Below are 13717 nucleotides of genomic sequence, written 5' to 3' on the forward strand. Positions count from 1 at the left end.
CTGCCAAAGCTGGCTTGGACCAAGAACAAAAGGGGTTGTCCGGATGCTGAATAATATTTCGTTAAAGAAAAAATTGAGTGGCCTGCTTGCCATTCCGTTAGTGCTCTTTGTTGTTGTTTGCTTGTACTTGATTCAGAGAAATAATGCCGATTTGAGTCACATGAAAACAATGATGTACGACGTCAGTGCGCAAACCACTTCGCTGATTCTTAACGCTGACCGCGACATGTACCAAGCACTGGTGGCTTATCAAACCATTGAAAACGGTCATTTGGCCGATGATGAACTGCAGAAGCAGCAGCAAGATTTGAGCGAAAATATCGGGCAAATCGCGGAACGGGTCGGCAATGCCGGTACCATCCTGGCCGAGAACGGGCTTTTGGCGGAAACGCATGAGCAATCCAAATTAACCGTTCAGCAAAATCTCGATCGGTTCAATACTCATTTCGCCGCATGGTCCGATAAGACCGCTGCAGGTACGAGCGACATCGCTGATTTCGACACGGCCAGAGAGAGCCTGAACGAGCTGGGCGAGTTTCTCGATACGACCGCCATTACGCAAGCAAAGCTGATTCAGAAGACCAACGAGAGCATGCATGTGTTTATCTATATCATCATCGCCCTTTGTGTGTTAATTATTGCGGTGACCGGTTTTGGCATCATTCGGCGAATTACGAAGTCTGTCGATCATATTTTGCATCGCGTGAAGCAGGTTTCCGAAGGTAATCTTCATAGCGATGGTCTAGACCAGCATTATAAGGACGAGCTTGGCACCATCACGCAATCCATTGATAGCATGGCAAACGGACTTCGGGATCTAATCAGCCAGGTGCTGACATCCGCCGAAGCCGTGACGGTAGCCGCTTCGGAAATTTCCGCGACAACCGATGAAGTAGCCAGAGGGAACATGTATCAAGCCGAGTCGGCACAGACGGCTTCGGAGGTCGTTACGAAGCTTTCGGAAGGCGTGCGCACCGTTTCGCAGCGTGCCAAGGAAGCGACCCAGCTCACCATCAACACCAACAAAGATGCCATTGCTTGCGGCAAAACCGTGCAAGAATCACTGAGCAGCATGAATCTATTGTCGCAGCGAATGAATGAGTTGGAGAAGGATTCGAATCAAATCGGCAACATCATTGGTGTCATCGACGACATCGCCGAGCAAACCAATTTGCTCGCGCTGAATGCCGCAATCGAAGCGGCGCGGGCCGGCGATCAAGGACGCGGCTTCGCAGTCGTGGCAGACGAAGTGCGCAAGCTGGCTGAACGCAGCGGCGAAGCCACGAAGCAGATCGCCGATATTATCAAGGGGATGCAGCATAGTACGCATGAGAGCGTGAAGGCAATGTCGACTACCGAGACGCTCTATAGGCAAGCCGGTGACGCGCTCGGCAGCATTGTGCTTCGAGTGGGCGAGGTAACTGAGCAGACCAAGGAGATCGCATCCTCGAGTGTCAGTCAAGCGTCGCAATCCCAAGAAGTCATGAAGCAGATCGAATCCATCGCTTCCATCAGCAAAGAAGCCGCCGCAGCCGCCCAGCAAACGGCAAGCTCCTCCCAATCCCTCGGCTCGCTCGCGTATCAGCTCAACACAATGGTCAAGCGATTCCGCATTTAACAGAGCCGATTGCGACAAGGCCGGGTTCCATAATGGAACCCGGCCTTTATTGTTGCCTATAGAGGATTGTCGAAATGCTCTCCTGGTGCGCTACATGAGCTCGTTTCGCCGAATTCGATCTGATGTAGATCTCCTGGTGCGCTACATGTGCTCGTTTCGCCGAATTCGCTCCAATGTAGATCCCCTGGTGCGCTACATGAGCTCGTTTCGCCGAATTCGCTCCGATGTAGATCCCCTGGTGCGCTACATTAGCTCGTTTCGCCAAATTGGGGCTGATGTAGATCCCCTGGTGCGCTACATGTGCTCGTTTCGCCGAATTCGATCTGATGTAGATCTCCTGGTGCGCTACATGTGCTCGTTTCGCCGAATTCGATCTGATGTAGATCCCCTGATGCGCTACATGTGCTCGTTTCGCCGATTCTCTCCGATGTGCTACTTGAGCTCGAACAAGCTAGAAGAAGCTGAGAGTACGGAATCGAACACTCAGCACCAATACCAATCGAAGAAGAAGCCGAGAGTATGAATATCGAACTCTCAGCTTCTAAACTAACCATTTACTTACCGCTTCGGCAGCTGAGAGTCGCCAAACCGAACTCTCAGCATCAAAACCAACCGAAATAGAAACTGAGAGTACAGAAATTGGACTCTCGGCTTTCAAACTAACCATTTATTTCCCGCTTCGGAAGCATTTCGCCGAGTTAGCTCCAGTGTAGATCTCCTGACGGGCTATTCCTCACCACATCCGCTAGTTCCCACCAATGTGTTGTCCTACGAGCTACTTATCCGCCATTTCCACTCAGTTCCCACCAATGTGTCGCCCTACGAGCTACTCTTCCGCCATTTCCACTCTTTTTCCACCAATGTGTCGCCCTACGAGCTACTCTTCCACCATGTCCGCTCGGTTCCCGCCAATGTGTTGCTCTACGAGCCACTCTTCCCTTCACCCTCGTGCCGGCGCCTCAGCAGCTACTCGCGACTAGCGAACTTCTCCGCCTGGTAACACTACGAGCCTAGCGGACTCCCGCTCGCCAGCACTAGCGTCGCCCACCGGCGACCGGCTACTTGCGCAGCAGCTCCGCGCCGAGCGCCCAGACGGAGCGAAGTCGCGATGCGCGGCCGTGCCGATGGATGAAAGTGTAGTCCGTCAGCGTGACGCCCGCGTCCTTCAATGCAGCGTGCATATCGTCATCGAGCATGAGCCGGTATTCCCACACCCGCTTCTCCCAGTGGGGGATCGTCGCCTGCATGGCGGCATCCTCTACAGCGGGATGGATATACGTTTCGCTGATGCCCTCGGGTAGGCGGTACATTTTGGCGATGATGGATTGTTTGAAGGACTCGTAAGTTTCTCCTTCTTCAACCTCGAAAGGATGCGACAAGAGATAGTCCGGTATCGCTACGCCGAGCGTACCCGCGAGCGCTGAAGCCTTACCCACGGCACGCTCCACGCCGGGAACAGCGGCCATCATATCCTCCGGATGAACGTGGCGGAACAGTCGAAACGGCACTTTCCACTTGGCGCATTTCATCAGAACTTGCGGAATGTGGCTGCGGCCGGTCGCTATGCCGTACAGACTGCCCATGTGGTTGTCTGCATGCGTAATGGCAATGCCCGCTTGGCGCACCCGCTCATACTGAGCATCCATCTCCTGCACGACCGCCGCTGTATTCGCACCTCGCTCGAACGCCTCAACAGTCTGATACATATGCCCGTTCGCATCATGCAGCGATGGATGGCCCGTCAAACTTCCCCATCGAAGCGCATCGAATTCGCTGGTCAGCGTCAGGTGCAGTCCGATATTGGACTGCCCGCGTTTCTTGCACCAAGCCGCCGCTTCCTCGAAGCCGGGCGCCGGCGCCATGATCGTTGCCGACGATACCCTCCGCTCCTCCAGCAAATGCATAATGGCTTCGTTCATCGGCGCGCTTTGGCCAAAATCATCGCAATTGATGACGAGATACTTCCCTTTCATCACGCTCTCCCCCTCCAAGGACACTATCCCCGCCACCAAGCGGCAGTTGGATAATGCGCACTGCCTACGGTAACGGTTTCTCCGATCTGCGGTGTTGCCACTTCAATGCCCTGTGCATGAGCCGCTTTCACGGCACGCTCAACCGGGTCCGTCCAATCGTGGTACGCCAGCGTAAAAGCACCCCAATGAACGGGAATCAACAGCTTCCCCCGTACGTCGCTATGCGCCTTTACCGTTTCCTCCGGCATCATATGTATCGCCGCCCAGCGCTCATCGTATTGACCGCACTCCATGAGCGTCAGATCGAATGGGCCGTACGTCGTGCCGATCTCTTTGAAATGCGGCCCGTAGCCGCTGTCCCCGCTATAAAAGACCCGGTTGCGCTTCCCTGCGATCACCCACGAGCACCACAGCGTACGGTTCCGATCGAACAGCCCTCTGCCTGAAAAGTGCCGCGCCGGCATACACGCGAGCATAAGCCCTGCCAGCTGCAGCTCATCGCCCCAATCATGCTCCGAGATCTTCGCAGGATTTACGCCCCACTTGCGAAGCCGTTTCGCTACTCCGAGCGGGACGATAAAACGGCCCACCTTGTCCTTCAGCTTCCGAATCGTGCCCTCATGCAAATGATCATAATGATCATGCGACTGAATGACCGCATCGATAGCCGGAAAGTCCTCCGCCTGCAGCGGAAGGCCGCCGCTATAGCGCTTGCCTCCGAACAGCGCTACCGGAGAAGGCGAATCCGCAAACATCGGATCAAAAAGCAGCCGTTTTCCTTCGATCTCGAGCAGAAACGCAGAATGCCCAAACCACGTCACCTGAATGCCCTCTGCCTGAGGCTGAGCCGGCAGCGACAGCTTTTTATACGGAATCGCCTGCGCCGGCTGACGGTTCGGGTTGCCTTTGAACTGATCCCGAAGCATGCTGACGATCGCCTTGAAGCTCATGTCCATCTTCGTTTCTATGGCGTTGACGAATTTATTGTTTTGCCGGATGGAAGCCATCTGCGATCATGCCCCTTCTGTTGTCCAATTCATCCTTATGATTCCCATTATAGTGCAAAGCGGTACCCAGCCACCATGAGCGCAGCCATCTGTGCTAAACTGGTAGTAATTCATTCGATAAGCAGCAAGGAGAAGAACGAACCGATGAAATTGGTCTCATGGAATGTAAACGGGCTGCGCGCCTGTGTGAACAAAGGGTTTATGGATTATTTTACGGAGATGAATGCGGATATTTTCTGCTTGCAGGAGACGAAGCTGCAGGCGGGCCAAATCGAGCTTGAGCTTGGTGACGAGTACGAGAGCTACTGGAACTATGCGGAGAAGAAGGGCTATTCCGGTACGGCTGTTTTTACGAAAATCAAACCGCTATCCGTGCGCTATGGTATGGAAGAGGATTATGAGCCCGAAGGCCGCCTTATTACGCTGGAATTGGATGATTTCTATCTTGTCACGGTGTACACGCCGAATGCCAAACGCGATCTGGCACGGCTCGATTACAGAATGGAGTGGGAGGATCGGTTCCGGAACTATCTGCTGGAGCTCGATGCGAAGAAGCCGGTCATCGTCTGCGGCGACCTGAATGTCGCCCATGAAGAGATCGACTTGAAGCATCCGAAGCCCAATATGGGCAACTCAGGCTTCACACTCGAAGAACGCGGCAAAATGACCGACCTGCTCGCGTCCGGCTTTACCGACTCCTTCCGCTATTTCTATCCGGACCTCGCTGATGTGTACTCATGGTGGTCCTACATGCCGAAGGTCAGAGAGCGGAACGTGGGGTGGCGGATTGACTATTTCCTAGTTTCCTCCAGACTTGCGCCAGCACTGACCAATGCGCAAATCGACTGCCACATCATGGGCAGCGACCATTGCCCGGTTGTGCTGACAACAGGCGAACTAAGCAGCGTTACAGCAGAAGCAGAGGCAGCAGCAACAGCGGAATAATCGAAAAAGCCGAGCATTCTCCAACATGGAGTATGCTCGGCTTTCTTTGTAGTAACACGTTTTGCAGCGGCACACTACTTCCCATTCCACTCCTGCATGAACCGTTCCACATATTCCGCCATGTACTGATGACGTTCCTCGGCAATTTCTTTGGCCGAGACCGTGTTGATTCTGTCCTTCAGCTTCAGGAGCTTCTCGTGAAAATGATTGATCGCCGTGCTTTTCCCACTGCGATATTCACCGGGACTCATCTCATCGCGCGGCTGCAGCTTCGGGTCATAGATGGGATCTCCCTTCCAGCCCGCATAGAGAAAACATCGTGCAATCGCAATGGCGCCGATCGCATCGAGCCGATCCGCATCCTGCACCACTTGTCCCTCCAGCGTCCGCATCGGCGGGTTCGCACCGCCATTAAACGACATCGTGGCGATGATCTCCATGATGTGCGCCTGCTCCGCCTCTGTCAGCGTCTGGCTCGCCAGCCAGCTGCTCACCTTACGCAGTCCGCTTTCCTTAGACTCGTTGAGCTTCTCGTCTGCCACATCGTGCAGCAGCGCGGCAATAATGCAGATCTCCGCATCCGCACCTTCCCGAAGGGCGAGCCGCTCTGCCATCTGCACGACGCGGTGCACATGCCACCAATCATGGCCGGTGGCATCATGCTCCAGCTCAGCTCGTGCGAACCGTTCCGCTTCTTCAATTACGTGCTGCTTCTCGCCAAGTTGGCGCTGCATGTTCACAACCACCTTTTTTCACGACTTCGTTATTAGTTGCTGCGTTCTTGCAGCTCGCGCCAAACCTTCTTATTGCTGTACTGCTTCTCTGTGCTGATATCCTTGCCGAACCACGCCGGAGGTTCAAACGCGACAGCTGCCTCTTCGGAATCAAACTCTACCTCGAGCACCATCAGCTGGATTTGATCATAGATATCAATCTCCACCACTCTATCGCCCCAATGTGCGGTGATGCGGTTCTTCGTCAGGGGAACAGCCCCGAAGGCTTGGATAACCTGTTCGTAAATCCCTTGCGAGATGCTGTATTCGACCTCTTCACGCGCCAAACCATGGCCGGATTTGAAGGTATGCGTGTAGCTCACCTCATCCGTAGCGAGATCAACAATTCTGCGGACTCTCAGCTCCTGCGGGCCATCAAGTGCCAGATAAGTCTGCTCGATCCGATGCTCCGACACCCTCAGCAACTCGCCGGTGCCAATAAGCCTCTCCGGGAATTCGGTCAACAAAAACTTGCGTTCAATTTCTAAAGGCATAACGACATCTCCTTACGGGGTAGACTGCTTGGAATCCAATACGACTAGTATAGCTGTCCGCGTGTAACTATGTTATACGTTCTGCAAAAATAAGCAAATGCTTATGCGCTCACTCCTCCGTATAACAGGCGGCAATATGGCAACGATGAAGGAAGGAGGGATTACGATGCCAACTGTTCAAGTTCAAGGAAGAGGTACATTCGAAGCAGAGGAAGGCAAAAAGCTTGTCCTCGTGCTCGAAGACAATGGGATTGATATTCTGCACCGCTGCGGCGGCAATGCGAAGTGCACCACCTGCAGCGTGGAGGTATTAGCCGGGGATGCCGGGGAAATGGGCGAAGCCGAAGCGGCCGTTCGTCAGGCAAAAGGGATCACAGAACCGAATGTCCGCCTCTCCTGCCAAATTCGGGTGCATGGCGATCTCACCGTGAATCCGCTCAAAACCGCTGCTTCGACAGGTTTAGAGCCGGGTACGCGTCCGCAGGATTAATCCGACATGCAGAAATGGCGGTGCCTCGAGTCCGGCGCCGCCATTTCTATTCCCCAAGCTATACCTTGCTGAGCCAAAACCCTTCCGACGCGTCCTCCCAATCCTCGAACGGATCTTTCTCAACGGCCGAACGCGCAGCACTCACCCCTGTCCGGAACGCTTCCTCGGACTCCCAAATCGCCAAACCGATTAGCTTGCCGGTACGGCTGTCCTGCAGCGTGTGCACCTCTCTTAAACCGACTGCTCCTTCAAGCGCGCTTCCGAAACGGTGCATGGAAGCAATTAGATCCTCACTTTTACCCGGCTTTGGATGGTGGATCGACATATGAACGAACATGAACGTTGCGCCTCCTTATAGGCTTATTTTGTCTATATTGTAGTGGAGTTGTCTGTTGTTGTCACTTCGACCGGAGTGTTTATGTTAGATTCGTGTTACTTATGTCAGTAAATTTAATAATTCGTGAATTATATGTAATCTTTATTGACACATAAATCGTCCGTAGGCTACAATTCAAACTAACAACTACATAGCAACAGCTTTCTAGGGTTCCGCCATGCTAAATGTTCAGGTATAACGTCATATAACCTAACAATTGGATTGGGCCAGGTCCGAGAGAAAGCGGCTGATGCTGCATCAGCTACACGGAGGGATAAAAACCCGGGAGAGTAGATACCATCTATTCTCCCGGGTTTTATTTAGTTTAGAGGAGGGTTTGAGATGAGAACGAAATTACCGCTTCTGCTGCTCATGATCATGCTGACGTCTGCCCTAACGCTTTCCGCTTGCAGCACATCCACATCCGGTTCGGAGAAAGATGATATTACGCTGCGGGTCGCTTACAACCTCTGGGTCGGAAGTGCGGGACTGTTTGTCGCCGAAAGCAAAGGTTTCTTCGGGGAAGCCGGCTTGAAGGTTGAACTTATTCAATTCCCAAGCCCTACCGAAGCAACGCAAGCCTTAATCAGCGGCAACGTGGATGTGGCTCTCACAACGCTAGATACGGCCGTGATGGTGAAGACCAATGAGCTGAAGGACCAGAATTTGAAGGTATTCAGCTTTACGGATCTATCCATGGGGGCAGACGGCATCGTCGCTTCGAAGGATATTAAAACGATCGCGGACCTCAAAGGGAAGACCGTGGCGGCAACGATCGGAACGGTGAACCATTTTCTGCTCAATCATGCGCTGCAGCTTGCCGGGTTAAGTGAGAAGGATGTGAAATTATCCAACGTCTCTCCTGAACAAACCGGACCGCTGTTTATCGCCGGGCAAGTCGACGCAGCCGTAACCTGGGAGCCCTATCTCTCCGAAGCCTTAACAGGAGGCGGTAACCTGCTCTACTCCACTAAGGATGCACCTGATCTTATTGTCGATGGTGTCATGACTCCTCAAGCGATGATCGACAATCATGAACAGGCACTTCGCAACCTGGTTGCCGCGATCGATAAAGGCACGGCTTTCTATTATTCCAACACCGACGAGGCTGCCGACATTGCGGCCAAGAAGCTGGAAACGACCAAAGATGAAGTCATTGCCATGATGGGCGGCGTCAAACTGCTGAAGCAAGATGAAGTCAAAGCGATGTTGACGGGCAAAGACAGCACGCTTAAAGCCCGGACCGAAGAGTACTCCTCCTTCTTCTTCGAACGCAAGCTGATCGACAAGGAAGTCAAAGCGGACGACATTCTGGATTCCTTTTTATTCAAATAATCAGTAGGAGTGATTGCCCATGAAGAAGAAAATCGATACCATCGTCGGAAAAGCCGCGCTATTAATTATTGATGTGACCAAGGGTTCCTTGCTTCCGCCTGAGAAAACGCCTATTCCGATCTTCGATGCGCAGACGGCCGTCGACAATATCGGAAAGGTACTGGAAACAGCGCGGCAGGCTGGCATTCCGGTTATTTTCTTCCAAGAGCTGCATCGCGTCGATCTGATTGATTTCGGCAGAGAGCTGGAGGGCGTTGAGGATATCCACTGTTTGGAAGGGTCTGAGGATGTTGAATTTCTTGATTATTTGAAGCCTGCCAAGGGCGAGTATTCCATCGGCAAGCGCCGCTACAGTTGTTTCTTCTCCACCGATCTCAATATTCTGCTGAAGGGACTGAAGGTGGAGACGCTGCTTGTTACCGGCTTCCTAACGGATGTTTGCGTGCATTACACCTGCGCCGACGCGCATCAGCATGATTATTATGTTCGCGTGCTCCATGACTGCGTCAGAGGGTCCAGTCCCGAAGCGCATCAAGCCTCGCTAAATGCAATCGAGTACCTGCAAACCGCATCGAAAACCAACTCTGCCGAGATTATCTCATTGCTGGAGCAGCGAGTGACGGTTTAACCAAATCAGATGCCCTGCCTCCATTGAGGCAGGGCTTTTATTATTGCGGCTGAGCCGCTCTCTGTATTTATTAGCTTCTTGTAAAAGCGGCCGCACTCCCCTGCCTTCAAATTGCTTCCAGCTCCATAATCTGGCACTATGGAAGATGTACCAATTATTGAATCGAAGGAGCGATCTATTAGATGAAAATCCATTTCCATGGCCATGCTTGCCTCCAAATCAGCACCGGCGATAAATCCCTTGTTATTGATCCATTCCTTAGCGGCAACCCTGTTGCTGTCATGAAACCGGAAGCGCTGAAAACCGACGCTGTGCTGCTGACTCATGCCCATCAAGATCACATTCTGGATGCCGCTCCGGTCGCGATTGCCAACGATGCACCGATTGTATCCATTGTCGAGCTTGCTACCTATATGTCCTGGCAAGGCGCAAAAACAATCGGAATGAATATGGGCGGAACGGTCGATCTCGGATTCGCGCAAGCGAAAATGATTCAGGCATTTCACAGCTCCGGCATCGTCGATATGGAAACGAAACAAATCATGTACGCGGGTATGCCTGCCGGATTCCTCGTATTCGCGGAAGGCCTCACCATTCTGCATGCGGGAGACACATCGCTATTCGGCGATATGAAGCTGATCGGAGACCGCTATGACATCGACGTCGCTTTCGTGCCGATCGGTGACCACTATACAATGGGCCCGGAAGATGCGCTTCAAGCCGCAAAATGGTATAACGCGAAGCTGACCGTGCCGATCCACCACAGCACATTCCCGCCTATCAAGCAGGACGCGGAGAAGTTCGTGCAGCAGCTTGAGGAAAACGGACTCAAAGGCCGCGTTATGGCACCGGGTGACGAGCTTGAGGTAGAAGGCCGGTAGTTCCGGGTTTTAGCTTGGCGCGCGGCGCATATGTGCGGTAGCAGGTACCTTTTATCATTACAATTATAGGGGAGTGAGCGTATGCCGGATTGGTCGTATCAAACGTTATTTCGTCCTCTGCTGCGGCGGCTTCCGAATCGGCTTGCTCGCTCCGTCACTCTTGGCGCTATCGGCACCTTGAGCCGCCTGCCGCTGGGTTCCTTCGTCATTCGCACGCTGGGGCATATGGAACCCGCTCCTCTACTCCGCAGCCATACAAGCGGCGTCGATTTCACCACGCCTGTCGGACTGTCAGGCACGGTTGATCCTTCGGGCACCGCCCATCGGGCTGTGGCGCAGTTCGGGCTGGGATTTATGGAGATCGGACCGATTACGACCGTACCCCTTCATGCTGCAACCGCAGCGCCCATTCAGCTCAATCAAGAGGAGCGAAGCATTACCTATCCGTCCTATGCAGACAATGACGGCGCAGCCCAAGCAGCATCGCGGATTGCGAAACCCGGCCACAAGCTGCCGCAGTTTGCAAGACTGCTGCCGCTGCCGGGGAGTACGCCGGAGCAGTCGCTCGATCAGCTGCTGACCATGATCGGGCAGCTGCGAAAGGCCGGCGCGGCAGGCTTTTATCTTGATATTCTGCAGCAGCCGGCATCAATTGAACGCATGATCTCTCTGCTCCAACTGATCGCGGCATCCGAAGCGGCTGCGGACAACCGCTTGTTCCTTTATATCCCGCATGACGCAGCAGATGACACGATTCAACTCGTGCTCGATTCCATTGATTTCGCAGCGTGGAGCGGCGCCGTTGTGGGCGAAGCCCTTGCAAGTGACGGCGGGTTCACGGTCAAGCCTGCAGATAAGCAGTCTTGCACCGCGAAGCTTACCCTGCTTCGCCGGTTGGGCCCGCAGCACTTCGTGCTCAAAGCATCCTGCGGCGTCTATGACCCGAAGGATGCCTTGGACTTCATGGCCGCTGGCGCCGACTACATCCTGCTGCATGGCGGGCTCATCGATACCGGACCCGGATTGCCCAAACGGGTCAACGAAGCGATCCTGTATGAGCGCGTCCGGCAGCTTCCTGAGCCTAAGCCCGAATCTTTCTGGCGCCACTGGGGCTGGATGTGCTTGCTCGGCATCGGGATGATCATCGGCGGCCTGCTTGCCTGGATAATAGCAACCACAACGGTGCTGCTTCCTTATGACAAAGCGTACCTCGGTATCAATCGTGACATGCTGCATCATTTGAATCACCGCCTGCTTCACTTCATGTCGCATGACCGCATTACGCTTGCCGGTACGATGATTTCCATCGGCGTACTCTATTATCAGCTTGGCAGACACGGACTGCGGCACGGGATGCACTGGGCAAGAACCGCATTGCTCGTATCCGGTATTACCGGTTTCGCCAGCTTCTTTCTCTATCTGGGCTACGGCTACTTCGATCCGCTGCATGCGGTCGTCGCACTCATTCTTCTCCCTATGTTTCTGCTGAGTATGCGCGCTAACCCCGTCCAACCGTTTCGCAATCCCGTCAACTTACGCAGCGACCGGGTGTGGAAGCGAGCCATGTGGGGGCAATTCTGCATGGTGGTGCTTGGTTTCGCGCTCGTAATCGGCAGTATCACCATCTCCGGATTCGGAGTAACTCGCGTGTTCGTGCCGCAGGATCTAGCCTACATGGGGCTCACATCCGAGCAAATTGCGGCCATGAATCCGCGGCTCATTCCGCTCATCGCCCATGACCGTGCCGGGTTCGGCGGAGCACTCTTCTCTGATGCACTGGCGCTGCTCACGATGGCATTATGGGGAATACAGCAAGGAGAACGCTGGCTGTGGTGGACATTTCTAATTGGCGGAACTCCGGCATTCTTCGCTGCCTTCTCCGTTCATTGGCATATTGGCTACACGGACTTCGTTCACTTGTCGCCTGCTTTCTTCGCCTTATTGCTCTATATAGTCGGCCTAATATTACTTTATCCTTATCTGACGCAATCACCGCTCAGCGCACGACATAACCAACGATAGAATCAAACCGCTTCATATAAGCAGCTCCGGACATCGCGGCCGTAATCGTATTCCGACAGCGGATAAGCAGCGGATTCTCCAGCTGCACCATTCTCCCCATGGAGTGTGACATGCGAACGATTCTATAGGCTCGCGCCATGCGCTCCTTCTCGTAAGCCCGCAGTGCAGCAGGCACATCCACACGCACTGACGCCGTCCCAGCCGCCTGCTCCAAGCACCGCGCCAGCACTATGGCATCTTCGATAGCCTGCGCGCCGCCCTGCCCCAGATTAGGCAGCATCGGATGCGCTGCATCGCCGAGCAGCGTCACGCGGCCGGAGCTCCACCGAGCCAGCGGAGCTCGATCTACGATGTCATGGGCCAGAATCGTCGCGGGATCTGTCGCCTCAATGGCATCGACAACCGGCTTGTACCAGCCGCGAAACAAGTCCAGCAGCGCGGATTGTCGCTCCGTCGTCGGCAGCACGGTTCCTTCCGGCGCATTAATCGCCGCAAACCAGAACACGCGGCCGTTGCCCAGACTGGAGAATCCGAACCTTCGGCCCTGGCCCAATGCCTCAAATCCGCCGCCATCCGCCGCGCCGATCGGTACATCTGCCAATGTACATACACCTCTAAGCGCAGTATAGCCGGAATACCGGAGGGGACTTGCGCCGAATAATTGCTCTCGAATCGCAGAATGAATGCCGTCAGCTCCGATAACAAGCTCAGCCTTCTCGCAAGTCCCATCGTCAAACACAGCCGTAACGCCATCGTCCGTCTGTTCGCCGCGAATCCACTGCTTCCCGGTGTACACCTTGGATTTCGCCATAACTGCTTGCAGGAGAATGGATTGCAGCTCCGCTCTATGAATGACATAGCTGTGCGTGCCATATTTCGCCGCTTGCTTCGCAGCAGGTAGGCTCGTAATCAGCTTGCCGTCCCATGTCCGAATGTCCGCTTGAATGACCGGGGCGCCTGCTTCTCTAACACGCACGCCAACACCTAACAGATCCAGCGCCTTCATCGCATTGGCTGCAAGCACGATGCCCGCTCCCGCTTCCCGGAGGGCGACAGCTTTGTCATACACCGTCACCTGCCACCCGCGCTGCTGCAGCGCCAGAGCTGAACATAATCCGCCAATACCGGCTCCAATTACAATGGCTTGACGCTTGTACACGTTGTTCATCCCTGCA

At 54.1% G+C, this 13717-nt stretch carries 13 protein-coding genes and 1 riboswitch; of the genes, 7 read left to right on the forward strand and 6 right to left on the reverse strand.

Going from position 1 to position 13717, the window contains the following annotated elements; all coding sequences use genetic code 11:
* Window positions 1-43 precede the first annotated feature (43 nt).
* The gene (locus tag AC6ESO_RS24170; protein WP_497093626.1) at window positions 44-1618 is read left to right on the forward strand and encodes a methyl-accepting chemotaxis protein; all 1575 of its coding nucleotides are present in this window, start codon (window positions 44-46) and stop codon (window positions 1616-1618) included.
* Between the two features lie 1058 nt (window positions 1619-2676).
* On the opposite strand, the gene AC6ESO_RS24175 is transcribed toward AC6ESO_RS24170, so the two are convergent.
* A complete protein-coding gene (locus AC6ESO_RS24175; RefSeq protein WP_497093757.1) occupies window positions 2677-3591 on the reverse strand; it encodes a polysaccharide deacetylase family protein in 915 nt (304 codons plus the stop codon).
* A 23-nt stretch (window positions 3592-3614) separates the two neighbouring features.
* Entirely contained in the window at window positions 3615-4598 is a 984-nt protein-coding gene (locus tag AC6ESO_RS24180) for an MBL fold metallo-hydrolase (protein WP_497093627.1), read from the reverse strand.
* A gap of 144 nt (window positions 4599-4742) precedes the next feature.
* On the opposite strand from AC6ESO_RS24180, the gene AC6ESO_RS24185 reads away from it, so the two are divergent.
* The gene (locus AC6ESO_RS24185; RefSeq protein ID WP_497093628.1) at window positions 4743-5543 is read left to right on the forward strand and encodes an exodeoxyribonuclease III; all 801 of its coding nucleotides are present in this window, start codon (window positions 4743-4745) and stop codon (window positions 5541-5543) included.
* A 74-nt stretch (window positions 5544-5617) separates the two neighbouring features.
* Here the strand turns inward: AC6ESO_RS24185 and AC6ESO_RS24190 are convergent, their stop codons facing one another.
* Both AC6ESO_RS24190 and AC6ESO_RS24195 read right to left on the reverse strand, forming a co-directional pair.
* Window positions 5618-6277, reverse strand: a complete 660-nt coding sequence (locus AC6ESO_RS24190; protein ID WP_497093629.1) for an HD domain-containing protein — start codon at window positions 6275-6277, stop codon at window positions 5618-5620.
* Window positions 6278-6309: 32 nt separating this feature from the next.
* Window positions 6310-6810 (reverse strand): CYTH domain-containing protein, encoded by a 501-nt coding sequence (locus tag AC6ESO_RS24195; protein WP_497093630.1) that lies wholly within the window; start codon window positions 6808-6810, stop codon window positions 6310-6312.
* Window positions 6811-6976: 166 nt separating this feature from the next.
* Here AC6ESO_RS24195 and AC6ESO_RS24200 point away from each other — a divergent pair, with 166 nt between their 5' ends.
* Window positions 6977-7300: a 2Fe-2S iron-sulfur cluster-binding protein gene (locus AC6ESO_RS24200; protein WP_210662789.1), complete on the forward strand. Its 324-nt coding sequence runs from the start codon at window positions 6977-6979 to the stop codon at window positions 7298-7300.
* Window positions 7301-7358: 58 nt separating this feature from the next.
* On the opposite strand, the gene AC6ESO_RS24205 is transcribed toward AC6ESO_RS24200, so the two are convergent.
* A complete protein-coding gene (locus AC6ESO_RS24205; RefSeq protein WP_497093631.1) occupies window positions 7359-7637 on the reverse strand; it encodes an antibiotic biosynthesis monooxygenase family protein in 279 nt (92 codons plus the stop codon).
* Between the two features lie 193 nt (window positions 7638-7830).
* Window positions 7831-7967, forward strand: a riboswitch (guanidine-I (ykkC/yxkD leader).
* A gap of 51 nt (window positions 7968-8018) precedes the next feature.
* Between AC6ESO_RS24205 and AC6ESO_RS24210 the strand changes: the two genes are divergently transcribed.
* The 4 genes from AC6ESO_RS24210 to AC6ESO_RS24225 all read left to right on the forward strand — a co-directional run bounded on the left by AC6ESO_RS24210 (window position 8019) and on the right by AC6ESO_RS24225 (window position 12542).
* Complete coding sequence (locus AC6ESO_RS24210; protein ID WP_497093632.1) at window positions 8019-9011, forward strand: ABC transporter substrate-binding protein; 993 nt, start codon at window positions 8019-8021, stop codon at window positions 9009-9011.
* A gap of 19 nt (window positions 9012-9030) precedes the next feature.
* Window positions 9031-9639: an isochorismatase family protein gene (locus AC6ESO_RS24215; RefSeq protein WP_494821717.1), complete on the forward strand. Its 609-nt coding sequence runs from the start codon at window positions 9031-9033 to the stop codon at window positions 9637-9639.
* 182 nt (window positions 9640-9821) lie between these two features.
* Window positions 9822-10520, forward strand: coding sequence for a metal-dependent hydrolase (locus tag AC6ESO_RS24220; RefSeq protein WP_497093633.1), 699 nt, complete (start codon window positions 9822-9824; stop codon window positions 10518-10520).
* Window positions 10521-10601: 81 nt separating this feature from the next.
* Window positions 10602-12542, forward strand: a complete 1941-nt coding sequence (locus AC6ESO_RS24225; protein ID WP_497093634.1) for a dihydroorotate dehydrogenase — start codon at window positions 10602-10604, stop codon at window positions 12540-12542.
* Here AC6ESO_RS24225 and AC6ESO_RS24230 read toward each other — a convergent pair.
* Window positions 12517-13710 (reverse strand): FAD-dependent monooxygenase, encoded by a 1194-nt coding sequence (locus tag AC6ESO_RS24230; RefSeq protein ID WP_497093635.1) that lies wholly within the window; start codon window positions 13708-13710, stop codon window positions 12517-12519. The genes AC6ESO_RS24225 and AC6ESO_RS24230 overlap by 26 nt on opposite strands.
* Window positions 13711-13717: the final 7 nt, after the last annotated feature.

It is taken from the genome of Paenibacillus rhizoryzae, assembly GCF_059686995.1.